The organism is Marinobacterium sp. xm-g-59, from assembly GCF_013283315.1.
Lineage (GTDB): Bacteria > Pseudomonadota > Gammaproteobacteria > Pseudomonadales > Balneatricaceae > Marinobacterium_E.
Window position 1 is genome coordinate 81945 of record NZ_WBYR01000004.1, and the last position, 24017, is coordinate 105961.

Annotated in this window: 21 protein-coding genes; 16 read left to right on the forward strand and 5 right to left on the reverse strand. The window is 48.7% G+C overall.

Going from position 1 to position 24017, the window contains the following annotated elements:
* Position 1: 1 nt before the first annotated feature.
* Positions 2 to 499, reverse strand: coding sequence for a disulfide bond formation protein B (locus XMG59_RS06305; RefSeq protein WP_173488712.1), 498 nt, complete (start codon positions 497 to 499; stop codon positions 2 to 4).
* Between the two features lie 259 nt (positions 500 to 758).
* Here XMG59_RS06305 and XMG59_RS06310 point away from each other — a divergent pair, with 259 nt between their 5' ends.
* Together XMG59_RS06310 and rluB are read left to right on the forward strand one after the other, a co-directional pair.
* Positions 759 to 1160, forward strand: coding sequence for an H-NS family nucleoid-associated regulatory protein (locus tag XMG59_RS06310; protein WP_173483084.1), 402 nt, complete (start codon positions 759 to 761; stop codon positions 1158 to 1160).
* Positions 1161 to 1235: 75 nt separating this feature from the next.
* Positions 1236 to 2129 carry a 23S rRNA pseudouridine(2605) synthase RluB gene (gene rluB, locus XMG59_RS06315; protein WP_173481322.1) on the forward strand — a complete coding sequence of 298 codons (894 nt, stop codon included), beginning with the start codon at positions 1236 to 1238 and terminating at the stop codon, positions 2127 to 2129.
* Between the two features lie 215 nt (positions 2130 to 2344).
* Here rluB and XMG59_RS06320 read toward each other — a convergent pair whose 3' ends face one another.
* From XMG59_RS06320 to ubiG, 3 genes are read right to left on the reverse strand one after another with little or no spacing between them, the layout of a single operon-like run.
* Positions 2345 to 3112 carry a YciK family oxidoreductase gene (locus tag XMG59_RS06320; protein WP_173498395.1) on the reverse strand — a complete coding sequence of 256 codons (768 nt, stop codon included), beginning with the start codon at positions 3110 to 3112 and terminating at the stop codon, positions 2345 to 2347.
* Between the two features lie 11 nt (positions 3113 to 3123).
* Complete coding sequence (locus XMG59_RS06325) at positions 3124 to 3780, reverse strand: HAD family hydrolase (protein ID WP_173483083.1); 657 nt, start codon at positions 3778 to 3780, stop codon at positions 3124 to 3126.
* Entirely contained in the window at positions 3777 to 4493 is a 717-nt protein-coding gene (gene ubiG / locus XMG59_RS06330; RefSeq protein WP_173481319.1) for a bifunctional 2-polyprenyl-6-hydroxyphenol methylase/3-demethylubiquinol 3-O-methyltransferase UbiG, read from the reverse strand. Before ubiG ends, XMG59_RS06325 begins: the two co-directional genes overlap by 4 nt.
* Positions 4494 to 4658: 165 nt before the next feature.
* Between ubiG and gyrA the strand changes: the two genes are divergently transcribed.
* The 12 genes from gyrA to XMG59_RS06390 all read left to right on the forward strand — a co-directional run bounded on the left by gyrA (position 4659) and on the right by XMG59_RS06390 (position 17992).
* Entirely contained in the window at positions 4659 to 7307 is a 2649-nt protein-coding gene (gene gyrA / locus XMG59_RS06335; RefSeq protein WP_173481318.1) for a DNA gyrase subunit A, read from the forward strand.
* A gap of 23 nt (positions 7308 to 7330) precedes the next feature.
* Positions 7331 to 8410 carry a 3-phosphoserine/phosphohydroxythreonine transaminase gene (gene serC, locus XMG59_RS06340; protein WP_173481317.1) on the forward strand — a complete coding sequence of 360 codons (1080 nt, stop codon included), beginning with the start codon at positions 7331 to 7333 and terminating at the stop codon, positions 8408 to 8410.
* 2 nt (positions 8411 to 8412) lie between these two features.
* A complete protein-coding gene (gene pheA / locus XMG59_RS06345; protein WP_173498396.1) occupies positions 8413 to 9183 on the forward strand; it encodes a chorismate mutase in 771 nt (256 codons plus the stop codon).
* An 11-nt stretch (positions 9184 to 9194) separates the two neighbouring features.
* The gene (hisC, locus tag XMG59_RS06350; protein WP_173498397.1) at positions 9195 to 10295 is read left to right on the forward strand and encodes a histidinol-phosphate transaminase; all 1101 of its coding nucleotides are present in this window, start codon (positions 9195 to 9197) and stop codon (positions 10293 to 10295) included.
* Positions 10295 to 12505, forward strand: a complete 2211-nt coding sequence (locus XMG59_RS06355; RefSeq protein ID WP_173483081.1) for a prephenate dehydrogenase/arogenate dehydrogenase family protein — start codon at positions 10295 to 10297, stop codon at positions 12503 to 12505. Before hisC ends, XMG59_RS06355 begins: the two co-directional genes overlap by 1 nt.
* A gap of 3 nt (positions 12506 to 12508) precedes the next feature.
* Positions 12509 to 13210 (forward strand): (d)CMP kinase, encoded by a 702-nt coding sequence (cmk, locus tag XMG59_RS06360; RefSeq protein ID WP_173481313.1) that lies wholly within the window; start codon positions 12509 to 12511, stop codon positions 13208 to 13210.
* A gap of 25 nt (positions 13211 to 13235) precedes the next feature.
* On the forward strand, positions 13236 to 14918 hold the full coding sequence (rpsA, locus tag XMG59_RS06365; RefSeq protein WP_173483080.1) for a 30S ribosomal protein S1: 1683 nt from the start codon (positions 13236 to 13238) through the stop codon (positions 14916 to 14918).
* Between the two features lie 53 nt (positions 14919 to 14971).
* Entirely contained in the window at positions 14972 to 15268 is a 297-nt protein-coding gene (locus XMG59_RS06370; RefSeq protein ID WP_173481311.1) for an integration host factor subunit beta, read from the forward strand.
* 2 nt (positions 15269 to 15270) lie between these two features.
* Positions 15271 to 15576, forward strand: coding sequence for a LapA family protein (locus XMG59_RS06375; protein WP_173483079.1), 306 nt, complete (start codon positions 15271 to 15273; stop codon positions 15574 to 15576).
* Entirely contained in the window at positions 15573 to 16757 is a 1185-nt protein-coding gene (gene lapB / locus XMG59_RS06380; protein WP_173481309.1) for a lipopolysaccharide assembly protein LapB, read from the forward strand. Before XMG59_RS06375 ends, lapB begins: the two co-directional genes overlap by 4 nt.
* 1 nt (position 16758) lies before the next feature.
* Positions 16759 to 17487: an orotidine-5'-phosphate decarboxylase gene (gene pyrF / locus XMG59_RS06385; RefSeq protein WP_173484328.1), complete on the forward strand. Its 729-nt coding sequence runs from the start codon at positions 16759 to 16761 to the stop codon at positions 17485 to 17487.
* 208 nt (positions 17488 to 17695) lie between these two features.
* Complete coding sequence (locus tag XMG59_RS06390; RefSeq protein WP_173481307.1) at positions 17696 to 17992, forward strand: ComEA family DNA-binding protein; 297 nt, start codon at positions 17696 to 17698, stop codon at positions 17990 to 17992.
* A gap of 43 nt (positions 17993 to 18035) precedes the next feature.
* On the opposite strand, the gene XMG59_RS06395 is transcribed toward XMG59_RS06390, so the two are convergent.
* Complete coding sequence (locus XMG59_RS06395; protein ID WP_173483077.1) at positions 18036 to 18935, reverse strand: AEC family transporter; 900 nt, start codon at positions 18933 to 18935, stop codon at positions 18036 to 18038.
* Between the two features lie 337 nt (positions 18936 to 19272).
* On the opposite strand from XMG59_RS06395, the gene aceE reads away from it, so the two are divergent.
* Together aceE and aceF are read left to right on the forward strand one after the other, a co-directional pair.
* Positions 19273 to 21930: a pyruvate dehydrogenase (acetyl-transferring), homodimeric type gene (aceE, locus tag XMG59_RS06400; RefSeq protein ID WP_371731528.1), complete on the forward strand. Its 2658-nt coding sequence runs from the start codon at positions 19273 to 19275 to the stop codon at positions 21928 to 21930.
* 39 nt (positions 21931 to 21969) lie between these two features.
* Positions 21970 to 23922 carry a dihydrolipoyllysine-residue acetyltransferase gene (gene aceF / locus XMG59_RS06405; RefSeq protein WP_173483076.1) on the forward strand — a complete coding sequence of 651 codons (1953 nt, stop codon included), beginning with the start codon at positions 21970 to 21972 and terminating at the stop codon, positions 23920 to 23922.
* Positions 23923 to 24017 lie beyond the last annotated feature (95 nt).

Consider the following 24017-nt stretch of genomic DNA (forward strand, 5'->3'; position numbering starts at 1 on the left):
CTTATTGACTCTTTAGCTGATTGATTAAATGCCAAATTGATAAGGCTAAAGATACCGCTGCAGTGACAATAAGCACCTCTGCCATAGTGATCCCTTTAATGATCTCTGGCGTGTAGCCACATAGCTCCCAAGGTTCAAATATTGCCGGAAGCCAAAGGTGAAGGGGAAACCAGTTTGGGAAAGGGTCGCTCAATGTGCAGCTGCTCTCAAACCAGTAGCGCTCGATCCCTAAAACTTGGTAGCTCTGGTAAAGCAGAAAAGCCATCAGTGGAACAAGTAAAAAAGCGAGCAGCGTCTGTATAGAACGCGCTGAGAAGATCTTCCCGGATACTGCCAAGAGAAGGGCGCCAAAGAGTGTGGCACGAATCTGTACGCAGAGAGCACAGGGACCGTAGTCGAGTAGGTATTGAAAAACTAAAGCCCCAGCCTCGAGGCCTAACGCGAGTAGAAGGGTGTAGCTCCAGATGAGCGGTTTTGGCGATTCTCTAAACTTAAACATGGCTTCTTTGAATGGTTATTTTCTAGGTGATTCTAATCATCTTTTTATTCGCTGTCGCTATTAAAAATTAGAACTTTGTAAATTTATTTAAATGGATTTATTCGTGGTTTAATTTAATTGTTTGGTTTAGGTTTTTTAAATATTTTTATTTATTTAAATTTTTATATTGAGAAAACTATTTATTTTTATATATTATGTTGGCGTTAAATTAAAACTGTGCATCCCCTTTGCCAACTATTAATAGTATTAGGAATTTTTGATGAGCGATTTTATTAAAACTCTTTTGCGCAAAAACTCTCTTCGTAAACAGTGCCAATCGGTTGGTGCAGATGAGATCGAAAAAGTGATTGCCGATCTAACGGATATTCTTGAAGAGCGTCGCGCTGAGGAAGCTGCTTTACTAGAGCAGAACCGTGCAAAGCTGGAGGCGATTGAAGCGATTCGCCAGAAGATGCGTGAAGCGGGTATTGCGCTCGATGAGCTAACTGGTATCACTGAATCGGCGCCTAAATCTCGTAAAGAGGTGAAAGCTAAGTACCAGATTACCGATGCAAGTGGTCAAACCCATGCCTGGACAGGTCGCGGTCGCACTCCAACTGTATTCGCAGAGTACATGGCTTCTCGTGGTATCACAAAAGATCAACTGCCAACCATAGATTGATATATAATCGCCCTATGAGTGAAGGCCCTTCCTCGGAAGGGTCTTTTTGTTTCTATGTTTTGAGGTTGCGTCCGCATGTCTGATGAAAAACTGCAAAAAGTGTTGGCGCGCTCCGGTGTAGGCTCACGTCGTGAGATGGAGCGTTGGATCGAAGAGGGTCGAGTCGAAGTAAACGGCAAATTGGCGACTCTTGGTGATCGTGTTTCTGCTGAAGACCAGATTAAGGTCGATGGCAAATCTATTGAACTGAACAGTGCGGGTAGCCAAACGGCTCGAGTTCTTATCTACAATAAACCCATTGGTGAAGTCTGCACTCGCCATGATCCTGAAGGCAGGCCAACTGTCTTTGATAATCTGCCGAAGCTTAAATCTGAGCGTTGGGTTGCGATCGGTCGTCTCGATATCAATACATCGGGTCTTTTGGTTTTTACTACCGATGGTGAAATTGCTAACAAGATGATGCACCCATCGAGCAACATTGACCGCGAATACGCGGTTCGAGTTCTAGGTGATGTCAGTGATGCTGTACTCAAGCGTTTAACCGACGGTGTTCTGCTTGAAGATGGCATGGCTAAGTTTACCGACGTTCGTTACTTCAATGGTGAAGGTGCCAATAAATGGTTCCACTGTTGTGTGATGGAGGGTCGTAACCGTGAAGTTCGTCGTCTTTGGGAGTCTCAAGAGCTGCAAGTTAACCGCCTAAAGCGTGTCCGTTTCGGGCCGGTATTCCTGCCCAGTGACGTTAAGGTAGGCACTTGGCGAGAGCTTGGTCAGAAAGAGGTCGACATTCTAACGGATGAGCTGCTGCTAGAGCGTCGCAAAGTGCCTTCGATCAATCCCGAAGATCTTGATCGTAAAGAGCGCGAATACAAACGCCAGAAAATACGTCAAACCACCGATCACAACCGTGATTCAGCCCGACAGGACCGCCGCAAGCGTAAGGTTCGTGTGGTGGGCAAGCGAGGGTGACAATTGAGGGGGCTGTCCTTCGGTCTGATCCCTCTCTCTAGCTGATAGTGACGGGCCTTCAGCCTGTCATCTGCTTTATCGGTGTTTTCCAGATAGGCATTAAAATCTAACTGCGGATGACAGGCTGAAGGCCAGTCATCTCTACTAAGATCGCGGCCTTTTTAAGACCGCTCCAACGTTGGTAATGGCCAGCCTTTAGGCTGGGTATTCGCTCTCTAGCTAAAATCCGCAGCAGACATTGCACCTTGTGCATCTATATTCTGTCCGTTGACTCCTTTGCTATCAGGTCCCATTAGGAATAGATACGCAGGTTGGATATCGTCGGGTGTTGCAATGGTGCTTGGGTCCTCTGCAGGGTATGCGTAGGCACGCATTGCAGTGGCGGTACCGCCTGGATTGATGGCGTTGATGCGGATGCTTGGGTCATTCTCTAGCTCGTCAGCTAAGGTCTCCATCAGTCCCAGTGTGGCGAATTTAGAGACGCAGTAGGCACCCCAGTAGGCACGGCCCTTGGTCGCAACCCCCGAAGTGACAAAAATGACTGAGGCGTCTTCGGATTGTCTAAGCAGTGGCATTAGGGTCTGTGTCAGGATGAACGGTGCGTTGACGTTCACGCGCATTACCTGTTCCCAGATGATCGGGTCGTAGTTCTCAATCGAAGTTCTTAGACCAAGGATGCCTGCGTTGTGCAGGATGCCATCTAGCTTGCCAAAGGTCTCATCCAGCAAGTTAGCCAGCTCAATGTAGTCGGGTTCGCTTGCCTTGTCGAAGTCGATCGGCACGATGGCAGGCTGTTTGCAGCCTAGCGCTTCAATTTCATCGTAGACAGCTTCAAGCTTCTCTTCGGTGCGGCCCGCTAGTATGACAGTCGCGCCCGCTTTGGCGTAGGCGATAGCTGAAGCTTTACCTATTCCATCACCGGCACCAGTGACCAGAATAGTGCGTCCTTCAAGAAGTTGCTCGGGAGCGTCGTAGGTAAACATGCTTAGACCTTTTAAATAAATTGTTCACTAAGAAATGAGAGAAGGTTCTCGGACTGATGAAGTGCATGAGTTGCTTGCCACTCCCTATAATCCTCGCCTTGCGCTAAGTAACCGAAGGTGCAGGCTACCGTTGGTGTGCCTGCCGCTTTTCCAGCGACAATGTCGCGAATATGGTCGCCAAAGTAGAGTGAGTGCTCTGCTGTTGCATCAATCGTTTTAAGCGCTTTGATAATCCCTTCTGGATCGGGTTTTGATTGACTAACGTCCTCTGGGCAGATGCAGACACTGCAGCGATCAGTGAGTTGCAGTTGCTCAAGCACGATATCCGTCAAATCTCTAGGTTTGTTCGTCACAATGCCCCAGGGAATCTGCTGCTCTTCAAGCCAGCTCAACGCTTCGTTAAAGCCGGGAAACAGACCGCCACTCTCGACGGGGTTACTTCTATACAGAGAGAGAAACTCATTGTGAAGTGCTGTCTCATTGGCAATGAACTGCTCTGGGAAAGCGGCCTTAAGCATCGGCTTTCCGCCGTTCGAGGCATTGTCCCTAATTAGCTGAAAATCGGGCTCCGCGAAGCCGTGGTTCTGTGCCTGCTGACAAATGACGCGATAAAAGTCCGGGGCTGTATCCAGCAGTGTGCCGTCTAGATCAAAGAGTGCAGATCTCATAGTGGTTTGGTCGCGGCAACCAGATAGTTCACGCTGACATCATTAGCATTCAGTGCGTAGACTTTGGTCAGTGGGTTGTAGGTCATACCGCATAGGTCATCCACCTCCAGTCCAGCAGCACGCATGTGGTTGGCCAGTTCAGCCGGGCGGATGAACTTGTTGAAGTCGTGTGTGCCGTTGGGAACCAGTTTAAGCAGACGCTCTGCACCCAAAATGGCAAACAGGTAGGCTTTCGGGTTGCGATTTAAAGTCGAGAAAAAAACGCGTCCACCTGGTTTGGTTAGGGCTGCACAGGCTTTTACGACCGAAGCTGGGTCTGGAACGTGTTCTAGCATCTCCATGCAGGTGACGACATCAAAGCGCTCTGGGTTCTGTTCAGCGAACTCTTCCGCTGTTGTGCGGGTGTAATCGACTTTAACGCCAGACTCTAGGCCGTGCAGTTTGGCGATTTTTAGTGGCGCTTCACCCATATCAATGCCGCTAACTGAGGCGCCGCGGTGCGCCATCGCTTCCGATAAAATGCCACCGCCACAGCCGACATCTAATACCTCTTTGCCGGCCAGATCAGCATGACGATCAATGAAGCCAACTCGCAGTGGGTTGATATCGTGAAGGGGTTTGAATTCACTCTCTTTATCCCACCAGCGTGATGCAAGCTCTTCGAATTTAGAGATCTCTTGTGGGTCGATATTCAGGTTTGTTTGATCGGTCATTTAGGCTACCAAAGTGGCAATTCATTAACGGTTAATGGCGCTAGTTTATCACCCCTTTGAATAAGGCCCAAAAGCTGATTTGATTCAATTGTTTGTGTTATGATGTGGACTTTATTTTTGCACCGGGTGGCGGTGCGAACAGAAGACTAAAAGGAACGCCAGATAATGGGTGACCTAACCAAAGAAGTTCTTCCGGTAAATATCGAAGACGAACTGAAGCAGTCCTACCTAGATTACGCAATGAGCGTGATCGTCGGCCGTGCACTACCTGATGCGCGTGACGGCCTAAAACCGGTTCACCGTCGTGTGCTGTTTGCGATGAATGAGCTGGGTAATGATTGGAATAAACCCTACAAAAAATCCGCTCGTGTGGTTGGTGATGTAATCGGTAAATACCACCCTCACGGCGACAGTGCGGTTTACGATACGATCGTTCGTATGGCGCAAGACTTCTCTATGCGCTACATGCTGGTAGACGGTCAGGGTAACTTTGGTTCGGTGGACGGTGACTCTGCTGCGGCAATGCGTTACACCGAAATTCGAATGAAGAAGATCTCTCACGAGCTTCTTTCGGATCTGGATAAAGAGACGGTCGATTACGTCGATAACTACGACGGTACCGAAAAGATTCCAGCGGTCCTTCCGACTCGTGTGCCTAACCTGTTGGTCAATGGTTCAGCGGGTATTGCGGTAGGTATGGCGACGAACATTCCGCCCCACAACTTAGGTGAGGTGGTTCGAGGCTGTTTGGCACTGATCGAGAACCCGGATATTACTATCGATGAACTGCTTGAGTTTATCCCAGGTCCAGACTTCCCGACGGGCGGTATTATCAATGGCCGTGCAGGTATTTTGCAGGCCTACCGAACAGGTCGTGGCCGTATCTATGTTCGTGCAAAACACCACGTTGAGGAGCACCCGAAAAACGGTCGTCCTATGCTGGTTATCACCGAGATTCCTTACCAGCTCAACAAAGCGCGCTTGATCGAAAAGATCGCTGAGCTGGTCAAAGAGAAAAAGATCGAAGGTATCAGCGAACTTCGCGATGAGTCAGACAAAGATGGTATGCGTATCGTTATTGAGTTGCGTCGTGGTGAAGTGCCTGATGTCATCATCAATAACCTATTTGCGCAGACACAGCTGCAGAGCGTGTTTGGTATTAACATGGTGGCGTTGGTTGATGGTCAACCGCGTCTATTGGATCTGAAAACGGCGCTTGAGTGTTTCGTTCGTCACCGTCGCGAAGTTGTCACACGTCGTACGGTTTACCTACTGCGTAAAGCGCGAGAGCGTGGCCACATCTTGGAAGGTTTGGCGATCGCACTGGCAAACATTGATCCTGTCATTGAACTGATTAAGAAATCCCCAACCCCTGCGGAGGCAAAAGAGGCGCTGATTGCGACCGCTTGGGCGCCTGGTCAGGTGTTGGATATGCTAGAGCGTGCAGGTGAAGATGCCTGTCGTCCAGAAGGTTTGGAAGCTCAGTTCGGCCTGCGTGACAACAGCTACTACCTATCGCCAGCTCAAGCGCAAGCGATTCTCGAATTGCGACTACACCGTCTAACCGGTCTAGAGCACGAAAAGCTGATTGAAGAGTACCGCGATCTTATCGAGCGTATTGCAGAGCTTTTAGAGATTCTTGGCTCACACGTTCGTTTGATGGAAGTGATTACTGAAGAGTTGAACGAGCTGGTTGCAGAGTACGCAGATGAGCGTCGCACTGAGATCACTGCGTCTATGCAGGATCTAACCATTGCTGATCTGATCACCGAAGAGGAGATGGTTGTGACTATCTCGCACGGTGGTTATGCGAAGACACAGCCGCTTGAGGCCTACCAAGCACAACGTCGCGGCGGTAAAGGTAAGTCTGCGACAGCAATGAAAGATGAAGATTTTGTCGAGCATCTGCTGGTGACTAACAGTCACGATACGATCCTGTGTTTCACCAACTTCGGTAAGGTCTACTGGCTGCGCGTGTTTGAGATCCCTCAGGCAAGCCGTACCGCTCGTGGTCGACCTATGGTCAATATTCTGCCGTTGGCAGAGGGTGAGCGCATCAGCACGATTCTTCCTGTTAAAGAGTTTGATGATGAGCGTTGCGTATTCATGGCGACAGCCAATGGTACCGTGAAGAAGACCCGTCTATCGGCCTTCTCTCGCCCACGCAGTACAGGTCTGATTGCATTGGATATCGTTGAAGGTGACCGCCTAATCGGTGCATCACTGACAAACGGTAGCGACGATGTGATGCTGGTGACCTCTGCGGGTAAAGCGATTCGCTTCAATGAAACAGATGTTCGTGAGATGGGTCGTACCGCTCGCGGTGTGCGTGGCGTTAAGTTGGATGATGTCGCTAAAGTGATCTCATTGATGGTGCCTAAGGAGGGTGGTCAGGTGCTGACTGCTTCTGAGAAAGGCTATGGTAAGAAGACAGCGATCACAGAGTTCCCAATTCGTGGTCGTGGCGGTATGGGTGTCATTGCTATGCAGTGCACCGATCGTAACGGTGCGTTGGCCGGTGCTGTCCAGGTATTTGATGGCGATGACATCATGCTGATCAGTGATCTTGGCACCATGGTTCGTACCCGTACTTCTGAGATCTCCTCACTCGGTCGAAATACCCAGGGTGTCCGACTCATTCGCGTAGCGGATGATGAGACTCTGATCGGTATCGCTCGAATCGAAGAGCCGGAAGAGGATGAAGATGCGACTGATGCAGCTGGAGAGGGTAACTCAACAGAAACTAATGCATCAGAAGAGAGTCAAGTTGCACAAGAGGAGTCTGATGATTCCGACGGCAGCGAAGAAGAGTAATTGAGGCTCGGAACCCCTATTAAATGAATCGTCTATTTAATTTCAGCGCTGGCCCTGCAGCGCTGCCAACGGAAGTACTAGAAATCGCCCAATCTGAAATGTTGGATTGGCATGGCAAAGGCCTCTCTATTATGGAGATGAGCCACCGTAGCGCTGAGTTTGTTAGCGTTGCTGAAGGGGCTGAACAGGATTTGCGTGATCTGATGAACATCAGTGACGACTACGCTGTCATGTTCCTTCAAGGGGGCGCGACCAGTCAGTTTGGTATGGTGCCGATGAATCTGTCACAAGGTGGCAAGGTCTCGTACATCAACACGGGTGTTTGGTCGAAAAAAGCGATCAAAGAGGCAAAGCGTTTTGCAGATGTCTCTATCGCTGCCTCAACTGAGTCATCAAACTTTTGTGAAGCGCCGCTGCAGTCTGATCTCTCTATTGATTCGACGGCTAACTACCTTCACTACACCACCAATGAAACCATTGGCGGCGTTCAGTTTGATTACATTCCAGACGCGGGTGACGTGCCGCTTGTGGCTGATATGTCTTCGGACATACTCTCTGCGCCTGTTGATGTCTCACGCTTTGGTTTGATCTATGCGGGTGCTCAGAAGAATATCGGACCTGCCGGCTTAACGGTTGTGATCGCGCGTAAAGATCTATTAGGCAATCCCTTAAGTACAGCGCCGACTATGTACGACTATGCGGTTCACGCTGCTGAAGGGTCGATGCACAATACGCCGCCGACACTGGCCTGGTATCTGTCAGGTTTAGTATTTCAGTGGATTAAGCGCCAGGGTGGTTTGTCTGCAATGGCGGAATTGAATCATCGCAAAGCGTCTAAACTCTATGCTGCGATTGATGCAAGTGACTTTTTTGCCAACCCAGTTGCTGTGCGAAACCGTTCGATCATGAACGTTCCGTTCACACTGGCGGATTCTGCTCTGGATAAAGCCTTCCTGGCCGAATCTGAAGAGGCAGGGTTGTTGAATCTTAAGGGGCATCGTTCTGTCGGTGGTATGCGTGCAAGCATCTACAATGCTGTGCCCGAAGCAGCGGTTGATGCACTGATCGATTTTATGGCTGATTTCGAAAAGCGCCGAGGCTAACAATGGATCAGCAGAATCTCTACCAGGGGCTGACTCAAGATGAGGCGCTGACACAGGTGCGTGATGAGATCGATCAGATTGATCAAGAGATTCATGCTCTGTTGAACAAGCGTGCTGAGTGTGCCCAAAGAGTGGCTGATATTAAGCATAACTTTGGTGCGAATTCGCCGGTTTTTTATCGACCTGAGCGAGAAGCGCAGGTGCTTCGTAAAGCGATGCAGCGCAATCAGGGACCACTTCCTGATCAGGAGATTGCACGTCTGTTCAGGGAGGTGATGTCGGTCTGTCTGGCGCATGAGCACCGTATGAATGTTGGGTTTGTTTCAACCTCTGAATTAGATACTGAGCAAGCTGCTCTGAAACAATTTGGTCACTCGGTTGAGCCTATTGCATTCGCTAGTGCATCGGAAACCTTGCTGAGCTTAGCGCAGGGAGCGTTGCACTACGCGGTTCTTTCAGTAAATAGATTGCCTGAGGTCTTGTCGTTATTGGTGACTCATCAGTTAAACGTTGTTGGTGAGTTAACTCTCCATGGTGATGAGGCCTTTTTAGTGTTAGGGCATCAAGAGGTTTCGGCATCGGGCGATGATAAAACAGCATTGATTGTTGAGAGTGCCGAATCAGTGGTTACTGATTCGAAGCGAAATATCACCGATGGATCCCTAACCTACATGGAGCTTGATGGCGCTAGGTCGATTGAACAGCTTCAGTCTTTGTTGGGGCCAGAACTTAACTTTCACTACCTGGGTCTTTTTCCCAAAGCGGTTTTTTAGGAACTAAAATCGTGTCTGTAGATCAAAAAACTTTAGCAGTATCGGGTGTTCAACAGTTAACACCTTACCAACCAGGGAAGCCCATCGAAGAGCTTGAGCGTGAGCTGGGGATTACTGAGTCGATCAAACTGGCCAGTAATGAAAACCCTTTGGGCCCAAGCTCTATCGCACTTAAAGCAGCTATTGATAGTCTACAAGATGCAACGCTCTACCCTGATGCGTCGGGAACAGAGCTAAAACGCACCTTGAAGGCTCATTATGGGCTAGCAGAGGATCGTTTAACCCTGGGTAATGGATCCAATGATCTACTAGAGCTGATCGCTAGGGTGTTTGTTTGTCCTGACGATGAGGTGATCTACTCAGAATACGCTTTCATTGTCTATCCGCTGGTGACTCAGGCCTGCTGTGCCGTGTCCGTAGTTACCCCAGCCAAAGAGTATGGTCACGATCTAGACGCTATGGCTAATGCCATTACTGACAAGACGCGTCTTATCTTCTTAGCCAACCCCAATAACCCAACCGGCACGGTCTTCTCTGAAGACCAGTTTCGCGCGTTCATGGCTCGTGTGTCTGAGCAGGTTATAGTGGTTTTGGATGAGGCTTACACCGAATATTTAATGGCCGAAAGTATGCCGAACGGACTGTTGCTGGCTGATGAGTTCGATAATTTAATCGTAACTCGAACCTTTTCCAAAGCCTGGGGCTTAGCAGGGCTTCGTTGTGGTTTTGCTTATGCTTCAGTCGCCGTTACCGATCTGTTAAACCGTGTTCGTCAGCCATTTAATGTCAGTATTGCGGCATTGGCAGCAGCTCAAGCGGTTCTTTCGGATTCTGAATACCTGAAGAGAAGCCAAGAGGTAAATCAGCAGGGCCTTAAACAGATGTCCGAAGGGCTCGCTGAATTGGGTGTCAGCTATGTTCCTAGTCAGGGCAACTTTGTCTTGATCGATTTGCAGCAGCCTGCCATGCCGATCTACCAATCCATGTTATTGGAGGGTGTCATTACGCGCCCAGTTGGCAATTACGGACTCCCTAATCATCTTCGGGTCAGTATCGGTCTTGAGCACGAAAACGCTCGCTTCTTGAAAGCCCTAGCTGAGGCGCTTGCTTAATGTCGTTTAAAGCTGAGCGCCTATTAGTCATTGGACTGGGTCTGATCGGCGGCTCTTTTGCGCGTGCTGCAAAAGAGTTGGTTAGCGTTCAGCATGTGATCGGTTTCGATCTCAATCAAGAGGAGTGCGACCTAGCGTTGGCTCTCAATGTGGTTGATAGCATCGCAACGGATCTTGAATCAGCGGTAAAACAGTCTGATCTCATTCTATTGGCCGTTCCAGTCAAAGCGATAGAGAAGGTGATGCTGCAGATCGCTCCTTGGCTAAAGCCTGAGGCGATCTTAACCGACGTTGGCAGTACAAAGCTGAATATTCTTGAAGCGGCTAAAGCTATTTGGCCTGAGGGTCTGCCAACAGGATTTATACCTGGCCACCCGATAGCGGGCGCAGAGAAAAGTGGTGTATCGGCATCGCAAACGGATCTTTTCAATCATAAAAAAGTGATCTTAACGCCTCCTGAGGGAGCCTCTAGCGAAGCGACGCTAACTCTGGCCCGAGTCTGGCAGGCAATTGGTGCTGAAGTGGTTCAAATGGAGCCTAAGCGTCATGATCAGGTCTTAGCGGCGACCAGCCATTTACCTCATCTCTTAGCTTTTTCACTCGCAGATACCTTAGCAGCAGAAGCTGAGAGTACCGATATCTTTCGTTATGCGGCCGGTGGCTTTAGAGACTTTACCCGAATTGCAGCCAGTGATCCGACCATGTGGCATGACGTCTGTTTCGCCAACCGTGAGCAGTTGCTAGAGCAGATAGATCGCTTTATGACGGGTGTGCAAGATCTAAGAGCTGCTGTTGATCAGGGTGACAGTCTACGCTTATTGGGCATTTTTACCCGTGCTAAAGCCTCCCGTGAACATTTCTCTTTGGTATTAGAGCGTGCTGGCTATGCTGAGCTCAGAGGTGATGCCATTGATACGCTGGTCTCATCTCCCACGGCTAAGTTGAGCGGTGAGTTACGAGTGCCCGGCGATCGTTCAATCTCGCAACGCGCCATTATGTTGGCAGCGATTGCCGAGGGTGTCTCCGAGATCGAGGGGTTAATTGAGAGTGAAGATACTCTAGCAACGATTCAGATCTTCCGTGATTTGGGCGTGGTTATCGAAGGTCCACACCAAGGTAGAGTAAGAGTGTTTGGTGTGGGTCTAAATGGACTGCAAGCGCCGTCAGCGCCTCTCTATTTTGGTAGCTCAATGACCTCGTTAAGAATGTTGTTAGGTCTACTCTCTGCTCAAGACTTCGATGTGAGGTTAACGGGCAGTGAGCAGTTATCCAAGATCTCGCTGCAAGAGATTATCGATCCACTGACACAGATGGGTGCCTCCATCGACAGTAATACAGGCTCGCTGCCAATCACTATTAAGGGTGGTCAGCGCTTTAAATCGATTACTTATGCGCCAAGCCATGCCAGTGCTCAGATTAAAGGTGCATTATTGTTGGCGGCCATCAGTGCGGGTGTTGAATTAGAGGTTTATGAGCCGAATACGACGCGTGATCACACTGAACGTCTCCTAGATGCCTTTGGTGTTCAATTGGTGAGAGAGGGACGTCGACTGTTTATCGAGTCGGGCGTTTCGCTAAAAGCCTGTTCGGTTCAGGTACCAGCGGATCTGAGTTTCGCCTTCGCCTTCGCGGTGGGTGCTCTTTTACAACAAGAGTCGAGTCTGGTTATTGAAAATGTCAGTGCGAATCCCACTCGACTTCACTCTTTGCGTCTACTTGAACGCATGGGTGCGCACATTGCGCTGAATAACAATCGTCATGCGGGCGGTGAGCCGGTCGCTGATTTAGAGGTAAAAGCCTCGTTGTTATCAGGTATCGAGTGCCTCTCATCTGAGTTGGCCTCGGTTGGGGATGATCTCCCTCTACTGCTGTTAGCGATGGCGTCTGCTCAGAGTGATTCGACTATATTAGGTATCGATCGAATTCCAGAACGACAGAGAGCCCTATTCAAGACGACAGTGGATGAGTTAAGTAAAGCGGGTGCCGACATCAGTATGTCACAGACTGATGTCACTATTTCGCCGGTTTCAGATTGGCGTCCCTGTGAGTTGGAAGCTGCAGAGCACCCAGCACTTGCACTCGCTCTACTGATGTTAAGTTTACGTTTTGATCGTTCCATCCGAATTAACGGATGTCGAGCAATCAGTACCGCCTTTCCTGAACTGATTGATCAGGCGCGAAGGGTCGGTATTAAATTGATTGAGGAGTAGTGGATGGATCCACTCAATAATGAAAATTCATGCCCTATCATTACCGTTGATGGGCCAAGTGGTTCAGGTAAAGGTACGATCTGTCGATTGCTGTCGCAGGAGCTTGGTTGGAGCTTGTTGGATAGCGGGGCTTTGTATCGCCTGACGGCTTTGGCTGCGAACCATCATGGTGTTGATCTTAGTGATGTAGAGGCACTGCAGGTGTTGGCTGAGCATCTCGATGTGCGCTTTGTTGCCTCTGAACAGGGCGATGAGGTGACTATTTTACTTGAAGGTGAAGAGGTCACTCATGCTATTCGTGCGGAGCAGATAGGTAACGATGCCTCTAAAGTGGCCGCTATTACTGAAGTGCGCTCTGCACTGTTGAAACGTCAACGCGATTTTGCTCAATCCCCCGGCTTGGTGGCCGATGGACGTGATATGGGAACCGTTGTATTTCCTCAGGCACCGTTGAAGATCTACTTGGATGCCTCCGCAGAGGTTCGCGCGGATCGTCGTTATAAGCAGTTGATAGATAAGGGGCTGAGTGCTAGCCTTGAAACTATATTAGAAGATATTCGTGCGCGAGATGATCGTGACATGAACCGTTCGGTTGCGCCACTTCGCCCAGCCGATGATGCCGTGATTCTCGATAGTACATCTATGTCTATCGATGAAGTTATGAAAACTGTGCTAGAACAAGCACGCCACAAAGGGTTGCGTTAGCACTCCGTAAACTGAGGCTTAGACCATGAGCGAAAGCTTTGCAGATCTGTTTGAAGAGAGTCTTGAACAGGTCAATATGACACCAGGTTCCATCATTACTGGAACCGTAGTAGGTATTGAAAATGACTTTGTTGTTGTAACAGCGGGTCTTAAGTCAGATGGGGTTATTCCCATCGATCAGTTTAAAAACGCTGCAGGTGAGCTTGAAGTCGCTGTTGGTGATGAAGTGCAAGTGGCGCTTGAATCCCTAGAAGATGGCTTCGGTGAAACCAAACTTTCGCGTGAACGTGCCAAGCGTGCAGAAGCATGGGCTGTTCTTGCAAAAGCGTATGAAGCTGGCGAGACGGTTACTGGTCGCATCAGTGGTCGTGTCCGTGGCGGCCTAACGGTTATGGTTAACGGCATCAACGCCTTCCTACCGGGTTCTTTGGTGGATACTCGCCCACTGCGCGATACCAGCCATCTTGATGATCAAGATCTAGAGCTTAAAATTGTTAAACTCGATGAGAAGAGCAACAACATTGTTGTGTCACGCCGTGCGATTCTAGAAGAGGCCAACAGCGAAGAGCGCGAGAAGCTGCTTGAGCAGATGGAAGAGGGCGCAACGCTTAAAGGTATTGTTAAGAACCTTACTGATTACGGCGCGTTCATTGACCTTGGCGGTATCGATGGTCTTCTTCACATTACCGATATCTCTTGGAAACGTATCAAACACCCAAGTGAAATGCTTAATGTTGGTGATGAGATCGACGTTAAGGTTCTTCGCTACGATCAAGAGCGTAAGCGCGTATCCCTAGGTATGAAGCAGTTGGCTGCAGATCCTTGGACTACGGCTATCGAAAACTATACTGTGGGTCAGCGCGTTACTGCTAAGGTGACTAAGCTTGCTGACTATGGCTGTTTTGCACAGATCGGTGAGGGCGTGGAGGGTCTAGTTCACGTCTCAGAGATGGATTGGACTAACCGCAATATCCACCCATCTAAAGTTGTTCAGGTTGGCGATGAGGTTGAAGTTCAGATTCTCGATATCGACCAACAGCGCCGCCGTATCTCTCTAGGTATTAAACAGTGCCGCGAAAATCCTTGGAATGCCTTTGCATCGTCAACGAATAAGGGTGACAAAGTTTCTGGTACTGTCCGCTCAATCACTGACTTCGGTATCTTCATCGGCTTAGATGGTGGTGTAGACGGTCTAGTTCACTTATCTGACATCTCTTGGGATGAGTCTGGCGAAGAGGCCGTTAAACGTTTCAATAAAGGCGATACGGTTGAAGCGGTTATCCAGCAAGTGGATGCAGAGCGTGAACGTATCTCTCTGAGCATTAAAGCACTTGCCTCTGATCCATTTAGCAGCTTTGCTGAAGCGAACGGTAAGGGCTCTAAAGTTACCGGTACGGTTGTAGCAGTGGATGCTCGTCAAGCTGAAATTGAAGTGGCTGAAGGTCTAAACGCTATTTTGAAAGTGGCTGAGTTTGCCCGTGAACGAACTGAAGATCTATCTGCAGAGCTCTCTGTGGGTGATAGTGTTGAAGCGATTGTGATCAATGTTGATCGTCGTAATCGTTCTATCTTCTTGTCAGTTAAAGCGATTGAAGCCAAAGAGCAGCAAGAAGCACTTAAAGCGGTTCAGTCTGCTCCAAAAGATATGGATGTAGGCGCAACGACCATTGGTGATCTCATCAAAGAGCAGATGGGTAAGAAAGAGTGATAGAAAACAGGGTGAGCTTATTACCCTGTTTTCAGTATCGATAGGAAGTGGGTATGACTAAGTCTGAGCTGATCGAACGCCTAATAGACAAACATCCGGAACTCTCTGTGAAAGATGTCGAGTTGGCAGTGAAAATCATGTTAACTCAAATGGCTGATACCTTAGCCGATGGCGAGCGTATTGAGATTCGCGGATTCGGAAGCTTCTCACTTCACTATCGTGCCCCCCGCGTCGGTCGCAACCCAAAAACGGGTGAATCCGTTTCTCTGCCGGCCAAGCATGTACCACACTTTAAGCCTGGCAAAGAGCTGCGCGAGCAAGTGAATGCAAGCTTGAAAGATGAGTATTAAGTTTGAGAGCGATTAAACTTCTTATCACGTCAGCGATTGCTCTGTTGGTTCTTTTAACGGGCATTGTTCTCACCATTCATAATACAACACCCGTCGTCATTGATTTGGTCTGGGTGAAGCTACCCGAAGCAAGCCTATCGATCTGGTTGATCATCTCAATGGTTGTCGGCCTGTTAGTCGGTATTCTATTGACCAGTGCACGAGTGCTGACACTGCGTGCTAAATTGCTCAATTCGGCTCGTAAGTTGCGTAATGCTGAGCAACAGATTGAGACGTTGAATCGTGAGGTTCAACGAGGCGCAGAATGAGTGCCAACTCCCCCTACCTAATTTTTCTCTTTCTACTGATTGCCGTTGCCATAGGTTGGTACCTGGGTAATCGACGCCTGAAAAGAAAAGATCGTCGCAATCAAGCACTACCACCAGCCTATCTGTCAGGTCTTGATCACCTCATTGATAACCGAACGGAAGAGGCGATCGAATCGTTCATTCATGCCCTTGAGGTTAACTCTGACAATTTGCCGGCACACATTGCGTTGGCCAAGCTGCTGAGGCGTAAAGGCGATATCGATCGTGCCGTTCAAATTCATGAGCGCATGTTAAAGCGTAAAGATCTCTCAGTTTATGATCGTCAGCGTGTGAAATTGGCCTTAGCACGAGACTTTTTTGCTCTAGGCTTGCTAGATCGTGCAGAAGACGCTGCTGCACCTCTAGCCAAACAGACCGACTATCCAGAATTAAGATATCGCGCCATCGTTCTGCTAATCCGTCTCTATGAGCAAGAGGGTGAGTGGCATCGGGCGCTGCAAAGTGCTGATATTTTGCCAAAGAAAAACCGTATAGAGCTTGTTAATGAGCTCTCACACTATCACTGTGAGCTTGCCCAAAATCACATCTCTAATGGTGAATTAGACCCTGCACTTAAAGAGTTAGAGTTTGCGTTGTCTACCGATGCAAAGTGTGTTCGAGCCAATCTCATCTCAGCTCGAGTATTCATGTTGAAGTCGCAATGGCGTTCGGCGATTAGAGCCTTGCAAAGCATTGCCGATCAAGACCCACTGTTTATACCAGAAACACTCAATCCACTCAGGCGATGTTTTGACGCTTTAGGTGATGAGCTTGGTTTGAGCCAGTATCTAAATGACTTAATGAAGCAGTACCCCTCAACCAGCGTGATGCTTGCCTTGGCTGAGTTGAAAAGAGATAGGGAAGGGGTTTTTGCTGCGGGCCTATTTATCACTGAGGCGTTGAAGAGTCGCCCATCAGTAAAAGGTTTTAACCGCCTAATTGATATGCATATTGAGCATGGCTCATCCAGTGCACGAGAGAGTCTGTTGAATTTGCGGTCGTTGACGCAGCAGCTCGAGATGTCAAAACCGGTCTACCGCTGTGGTCATTGTGGTTATGCAGCACGCAGTTTAGTTTGGCAGTGTCCAAGTTGTAAGCGATGGGGTAGTATCCGCCCAATCCAAGGTTTAGAAGGTGAATAGAGTGTCCATTGAAGATAACAAACGCGTTATTGTTGCCCTAGATTATCCAGAAGCTGATAGCGCCATTGCGATGGCTAAGCAGTTAGATCCTGAGGTCTCTCGTGTCAAAGTGGGTAAGGAGCTATTTACTCGTTGTGGGCCTGATGTGGTTGAACGTCTGCACGCTTTCGGTTTTGAAGTCTTCTTGGATCTTAAGTTTCATGACATCCCCAATACCGTTGCAAAAGCCTGTGGTGTTGCAGCCGAGCTGGGGGTCTGGATGGTTAATGTCCATGCCAGTGGCGGCCGTCGAATGATGGAAGCGGCTCGTGAAGAGGTTGAGAAGCGTAGCCAGGGGCCGCAACGTACCTCCTTGATTGCGGTGACCGTGCTAACGAGTATGGAGCGCAGCGATCTGGCCGAGATGGGTTTGGATATCGATCCCATTGATCAGGTTAAGCGCTTAGCCACATTGACAGAGAGTTCAGGACTTGATGGCGTGGTCTGTTCAGCACAAGAGGCGGCTGCAATCAGAGCTCAAGCCTCCGATCAGTTCCAGCTTGTGACTCCAGGTATTCGCCCAGCGGGTTCTGTAGTCGGTGATCAGCGTCGCATCATGACACCTGCTGAAGCAATCGCTGCAGGTAGCACCTATTTGGTGGTTGGGCGTCCAATAACCGGTTCAGAAGATCCTAAAGCCGCGGCCATTGCGGTGCAGTCAGAAGTAGATTTGGCTTTAGGTTCAAGGTAAACACTTTGAGGTGTCTGGCCTTTAGCCTGACACCTCTTTCAAATGACACTCATTACTGGATAACCGCTGTTAAAGTGGTGTCAGGCTGAAGCCAGACACCTTACTGCGAAAAAATATAAATATTTTTTGGTGTTTTTTGATCCATGGTCTAGTGTGAATAGTGAGAGTAAGGATTGCTCTCATTTCAAATAAGACATGGAGGTTCACTATGAACATCAAATCTCTCTCTACACGAGTTCTAGCACCACTCTTCTTTACACTGTTTTCATCGACTGCGATGGCAGGTTATCCGGTTAACATTAATTCAGCAGATGCCGTTGAGCTGGCGGATGCTTTGGATGGGATTGGCCAATCTAAAGCTGAAGCGATTGTTGCTTACCGTGATGCGAATGGTCCGTTTAACTCTGTTGAAGCGCTCACAGCAGTTCGTGGAATAGGTGTCGCCACCGTTGAGAAAAATGTGGAATACATTCTTCTTGAACCGGCTAAACCTATGAGTGAATAACGAATAGTGCTTAGGAGGCTCCAGAGGGGCCTCCTAAACCTGATTAAAGTACGAAGAAGAGTGTGAGAGGAATGAATGCCAGGCTGGCTAAATTTCCGATCAGTACAATAGAAGCAACCGTCTCAGGTTGCTGGTTGTAGCGCTCAGCAAACATATAGTTCAGAACCGCCGGTGGCAGTACGCTAAATAACACAATGTAGGCGGTGAACTCTTTAGAGAGACCCATAATCCAAGCAAAGGGTATCGCGAATACTAGGCTGCTTAATGGTGAAAAGATGGCTCCATAGACACCGATCTTCCACTGGCTTAGATCGACACTGATCATCCTTACCCCTAATGCAAACAGCATCAATGGAATCGATATCTGGCCCAACATATCGATGGGTGTAGCCAGCCATGTAGGCAATGGCAATTTGAATAGCGCCCAAGCTAATCCAGCAAAGGTTGATAAGATAATCGGATTCTTAAAAAGCCCTGTGAGTTTGGCGTTCTCATCAACAATATGAATGCCCAGACTGAAGTGCAACAGGTTGCTCACTAAGAACATCACCACAAAAGCGGCAAGGCCGGCATCCCCAAAAGCCAGAAGTGCTAGAGGCAGACCTAGGTTGCCACAGTTGTTGAACATCATTGGCGGAACAAAGGTTTTAGAAGAGATGCCCAGAAGCTTCGCAACCGGTTTCATCACTATTCCTGCACCTAGCACCATGACGATCGACCCTAACGCTAGATCTAAGTGTGCGTACAGATCAAAACTCTTTCCAGCCATAACACTGAATATAAGCGCCGGCAAAAAGATATCCATGTTGATGCGGTTTGCGACTTGTAAGTCGGGATTTGCCTTTCTTGCGTAAAGGTAGCCAGCAGTGACTATGGCAATGATTGGAAATACGGTTGAGAAGACCCGCTCAAGCAGTAATAAAAGATCGGCGCTGGTTGTCATTGAGAGTCCTGACATCAAAAAAATAAGTATGGCAAAGGATACTCCAAATAGACTCAATTTTTCATATAACAAAACGTTACTATTGAATTAAATTGGTTATTTATTTCGCTTATGCGTAAAAACTTTCAATTATCCGTAGCAAAAAGAGGGTGTTGTCGTAATAGTGCTACACTTGTCGCTAAAATCTGAAATATCTCTGGACTAAAGTCGAGTGCCTGTGTAGTGTTTTTACATAAATCAAAGCTAGACGCAGATTGACTGCGCTTCAAACGATCAACCAGGTACCTTTTTTACAAGGTCCAAGCGTCAACGGAAATGGCGCAAAAGGGAGAGTACTGTGAACGAAATCATTGAAGATATCGACCCAATTGAAACGGATGAGTGGCTTCAGGCATTAGAGTCAGTTGCGCAACATGAAGGCAGCGATCGAGCGTCTTACCTTCTTAGAAAATTGGGTGCCAAAGCGGCTGAGTTAGGTGTTGAAAACTGTTCAGAGTTGAGCACACCCTATAAAAACACTATAGCGCCACAGAACGAAGCGCCTCTTCCTGGTGATCTATTTATGGAGCGCCGCATCCGTTCCTTCATCCGCTGGAACGCGATGGCGATGGTGATGCGAGCGAATGACAACGATGAGGGACTTGGCGGTCACATCTCTTCATTTTCATCTTCAGCAACACTTTATGATATCGGTTTTAACCACTTCTTCCGTGGTAACGAAGGCGAGCAAGATGCTGATATGGTCTTCTTCCAAGGCCACATCTCACCAGGCATCTATGCACGTGCTTACCTTGAAGGCCGTCTGACTGAAGAGCAGTTAGACAACTTCCGTCGTGAAGTTGATGGTAATGGTCTATCGTCTTACCCACACCCTTGGTTGATGCCTGATTTCTGGCAGTTCCCAACCGTCTCTATGGGTCTAGGTCCAATCCAAGCCATTTACCAGGCACACGTGATGCGTTACATGTCTGCACGTGATTTGGTTAAACGTGGTGATCGTAAAGTTTGGGCATTCCTAGGTGATGGTGAGTGTGATGAACCAGAATCCTTGGGTGCTATCTCACTGGCTGGTCGCGAGCAGTTAGAGAACCTTATCTTCGTTGTTAACTGTAACTTGCAGCGTTTGGATGGTCCGGTTCGTGGTAACGGTAAGATCGTTCAAGAGCTAGAGAGTGTCTTCCGCGGTGCGGGTTGGAACGTCATCAAGTGTCTATGGGGTCGTCACTGGGATCCGCTGTTTGAACGCGATAAGACGGGTCTACTGCAGAAGCGTATGGACGAAGTGGTCGACGGCGAACTTCAGAACATGAAGGCGAACGGCGGTGCTTACACACGCGAGCACTTCTTTGGTAAATACCCTGAGCTTCTTGAGCTGGTTAAGGATATGTCTGATGACGATATCATGAACCTTAACCGTGGCGGTCATGACCCATACAAAGTGTACGCTGCCTACAAGGCTGCGGTTGAGCACAAAGGTCAGCCAACGGTTATCTTGGCTCAAACTGTAAAAGGTTACGGTACTGGTAAATCGGGTGAAGCGAAAAACGATACTCACTCGATGAAGAAAGTGGCACTGGATGATCTTAAAGATTTCCGTGATCGCTTTAATATTCCAGTTGAAGATGATCAGCTAAAAGAGCTGCCATACTACCGCCCAAGTCCAGATTCACCTGAGATGAAGTACATGTTGGGTGCGCGTAAGAAACTTGGTGGTTTCTACCCAATTCGTCGTACTGAGTTTGAACAGCTTGAAGTGCCTGCTCTGGATACCTTCGCAGGTCAGCTTAAATCGAGTGGCGAACGTTCGCTATCAACACAGATGGCATTTAACCGTGTGCTAAGTTCTATCGTTAAAGATAAGAATCTTGGTGAGCGAGTCGTGCCGATCGTCCCTGATGAAGCACGTACCTTTGGTATGGAAGGTATGTTCCGTCAGTTGGGCATCTACACCTCTGAAGGTCAGAAGTACGTACCGCATGACCATGACCAGATCATGTTCTACAAAGAGAGCAAGTCAGGTCAGATCCTTGAAGAGGGTATCAACGAGTCGGGTGCATTCTCTGCATGGCTGGCTTGTGCAACAGCTTACTCGAATAGTAACTGTACGCTGATTCCGTTCTACATCTTCTACTCAATGTTCGGTTTCCAACGTGTTATGGATCTAACTTGGGCGGCGGGTGACTCACAAGCGCGCGGTTTCTTGATTGGTGCAACCTCAGGTCGTACGACGTTAAATGGTGAAGGTTTGCAACACCAGGACGGTCATTCACACCTGATGGCGCAGATGATTCCAAACTGTATCTCTTACGACCCAACTTACGGCTATGAAGTTGCGGTGATTGTGCAAGACGGCATGCGTCGTTTGTATCAAGAGCAAGAGAATAAGTTCTACTACATCACTACCCTTAATGAGAACTACCAGCATCCTGAGATGCCTGTCGGAGCTGAAGAGGGGATTGTTAAGGGTATCTACCTGCTTGAAGAGGGTAAGAAAGCTGATCTTCGTGTTCAGCTGTTCGGTTGTGGTTCAATCCTTCGTGAAGTGCGCGAAGGTGCCACCATCCTTCGTGAGGAGTTTGGTGTTGAGGCCGATGTCTGGAGCACAACATCGATCAACGAACTGACTCGCGATGCGATGGAAGTGAATCGCTGGAACATGCTTCACCCAGAAGAGCAACCACGTGAGTCCTTCCTAGAGCAATCTTTGAAAGGTCACGAGGGTCCTGTTATCGCTTCTACAGATTACATGCGTATGTATGCTGATCAGCTGCGTGAGTACATTCCACGTCGCTACAAAGTACTGGGTACTGATGGTTTCGGTCGTTCAGATACACGCAGCAAACTGCGTAGCTTCTTCGAAGTTAACCGTTACTACGTCGCTGTAGCAGCGCTTAAAGCACTTCAGGAAGAGGGCAAAATCGAAGCTTCAGTTGTCGCTAGCGCGATTCAGAAGTTCAACATCAACCCGGATAAACCAGCACCTTGGACGGTTTAAGTCGATTGAGAACTTTGAAGAATTCGTAAGGAGATAACTGTGAGTACTATTACTGTAAACATTCCAGATCTCAGCGGCGCAACTGACGTTGATGTGATTGAAGTACTTGTGGCTGCTGGGGATGTGGTCGCTGAGGGCGATAGCCTGATTACACTAGAGACCGATAAAGCCTCTATGGAAGTGCCTTCACCGCAAGCAGGTAAGATTGTGTCGATGGCAATTTCAGAAGGCGACACAGTCAATGAGGGCGATCTGTTAATGGAAATTGAGATTGCCTCTTCTGAGTCTGCACCGGCTGAAGCAGCCGTTGCTGAGCCAGAATCGATTGAGCCAGTCTCTGCGCCTGTAGAGTCGGCTGCTCCAGTGGCGGCTGCGTCGACTATCGAACAGGTTCTAATTCCAGACCTGAGCGGTGCATCTGATGTGGATGTAATCGAGGTGTTGGTCGCTGTCGGTGATGCGGTGTCTGAAGGTGATAGCCTAATCACTTTAGAGACAGACAAGGCTTCTATGGAAGTTCCCTCTCCAGCATCGGGTGTCGTTAAAGCGCTAACGATTGCCGAGGGTGACAAGGTCAATGAAGGCGATCTACTGATCGAGCTTGAAGTAGCCGGTGCAGCTGCGCCAGTATCAGCACCTGTTGAAGCTTCACCTGCTGCGGCACCTGCTGAAGTGTCAGCGCCTGTTGCAGCGGCACCGACAGGCGGCGTTGAGTCTGTATTAATCCCAGATCTAAGTGGTGCATCGGATGTCGATGTGATCGAGGTGTTGGTCAAAGAGGGTGATAGTGTCGCTGAAGGCGATAGCCTGATTACGCTTGAGACCGACAAAGCGTCAATGGAAGTTCCGTCACCAGCGGCTGGTGTCATTAAATCGATGAAGATCAGCGAAGGCGATAAAGTTAACGAAGGTGATCTTCTATTAGAGCTTGAGGTGGTAGGCACTGCTCCTGCAGCAGCTCCTGTTTCTGCACCTGCACCAGCGGCTTCAGCGCCTGCTCCAGCGCAGTCAGCAGCACCTGAGAAACCAGCTCCAGTTGCATCAACAACGGATTTAGTGGATCTAGAGAAGCGTAATCGCTCAGTTCATGCTGGTCCTGCCGTTCGCGCCATTGCGCGTGAGTATGGTGTGGATCTCTCCAAAGTAACGGGTTCTGGCCGCAAGGGTCGTATTGTTAAGCAGGATGTTCAAGCCTACGTTAAAGGTGCGCTACAGAAGTTGGATTCAGCTCCTGCTACCGCGGTGACTGGTGGAAGTGGTATACCTGCAATTCCTGCGGTAGATCACAGTAAGTTTGGTGAGATCGAGAAAGTTAAGCTAAGCAAGATCGATAAGATCACCCGTGACAATATGTCTCGCTGCTGGTTGAACATCCCTCATGTGACTCAGTTTGATGATGCTGACATTACCGAACTTGAAGCTTTCCGTAAGGAGATGAAGGATGAAGCGGCTAAGCAGGGTGTGAAACTGACACCACTTCCTTTCTTGATCAAAGCGGCTGCGATTGCACTAACGCGTCATCAGAAGTTTAACGCTTCTCTGGATGCGGATGGTGAGCACATTGTCTACAAGAAGTTTGTAAACATTGGTATTGCGGTTGATACCCCTAACGGTCTGATGGTTCCTGTTATCAAGGATGCAGACAAGAAGAGTATCTACGAGCTCTCTAATGAAGCGATTGAGCTGGCGGGTAAAGCGAAGGATCGTAAGCTCAAGCCAAATGAGATGCAGGGAGCGTGTTTCACAATCTCTAGTCTTGGTGGTATCGGCGGTACAGGTTTCACCCCTATCGTGAATGCGCCTGAAGTGGCTATCCTGGGTGTCTCTAAAGCGGATATCAAGCCGCGTTGGAATGGTAAGGAGTTTGAGCCTCGCTTGATGCTGCCACTCTGCCTGTCGTATGACCACCGTGCGATCAACGGCGGCGATGCGGGTCGATTCCTAACAGATCTTAACGGATTGCTAAGCGATATTCGTCGTTTGGTTTTGTAAGTTAAGAGAACTCACTTATAAAAGCCCTGCACTGCAGGGTTTTTTTGTTTCAAACTCTCTATTTTTTACAAAGTAAAATGTATTTTGTTATTCGG

Bases quoted from the DNA above. Each gene is read 5' to 3' on its own strand.
- gyrA (WP_173481318.1), top strand. From the start codon at position 4,659: ATGGGTGACCTAACCAAAGAAGTTCTTCCGGTAAATATCGAAGACGAA.
- XMG59_RS06325 (WP_173483083.1), bottom strand. From the start codon at position 3,780: ATGAGATCTGCACTCTTTGATCTAGACGGCACACTGCTGGATACAGCC.
- rpsA (WP_173483080.1), top strand. From the start codon at position 13,236: ATGAGCGAAAGCTTTGCAGATCTGTTTGAAGAGAGTCTTGAACAGGTC.
- XMG59_RS06395 (WP_173483077.1), bottom strand. From the start codon at position 18,935: ATGACAACCAGCGCCGATCTTTTATTACTGCTTGAGCGGGTCTTCTCA.
- XMG59_RS06305 (WP_173488712.1), bottom strand. From the start codon at position 499: ATGTTTAAGTTTAGAGAATCGCCAAAACCGCTCATCTGGAGCTACACC.
- serC (WP_173481317.1), top strand. From the start codon at position 7,331: ATGAATCGTCTATTTAATTTCAGCGCTGGCCCTGCAGCGCTGCCAACG.
- cmk (WP_173481313.1), top strand. From the start codon at position 12,509: ATGGATCCACTCAATAATGAAAATTCATGCCCTATCATTACCGTTGAT.
- lapB (WP_173481309.1), top strand. From the start codon at position 15,573: ATGAGTGCCAACTCCCCCTACCTAATTTTTCTCTTTCTACTGATTGCC.
- rluB (WP_173481322.1), top strand. From the start codon at position 1,236: ATGTCTGATGAAAAACTGCAAAAAGTGTTGGCGCGCTCCGGTGTAGGC.
- XMG59_RS06320 (WP_173498395.1), bottom strand. From the start codon at position 3,112: ATGTTTACCTACGACGCTCCCGAGCAACTTCTTGAAGGACGCACTATT.
- pheA (WP_173498396.1), top strand. From the start codon at position 8,413: ATGGATCAGCAGAATCTCTACCAGGGGCTGACTCAAGATGAGGCGCTG.
- XMG59_RS06370 (WP_173481311.1), top strand. From the start codon at position 14,972: ATGACTAAGTCTGAGCTGATCGAACGCCTAATAGACAAACATCCGGAA.
- XMG59_RS06390 (WP_173481307.1), top strand. From the start codon at position 17,696: ATGAACATCAAATCTCTCTCTACACGAGTTCTAGCACCACTCTTCTTT.
- XMG59_RS06355 (WP_173483081.1), top strand. From the start codon at position 10,295: ATGTCGTTTAAAGCTGAGCGCCTATTAGTCATTGGACTGGGTCTGATC.
- ubiG (WP_173481319.1), bottom strand. From the start codon at position 4,493: ATGACCGATCAAACAAACCTGAATATCGACCCACAAGAGATCTCTAAA.
- XMG59_RS06310 (WP_173483084.1), top strand. From the start codon at position 759: ATGAGCGATTTTATTAAAACTCTTTTGCGCAAAAACTCTCTTCGTAAA.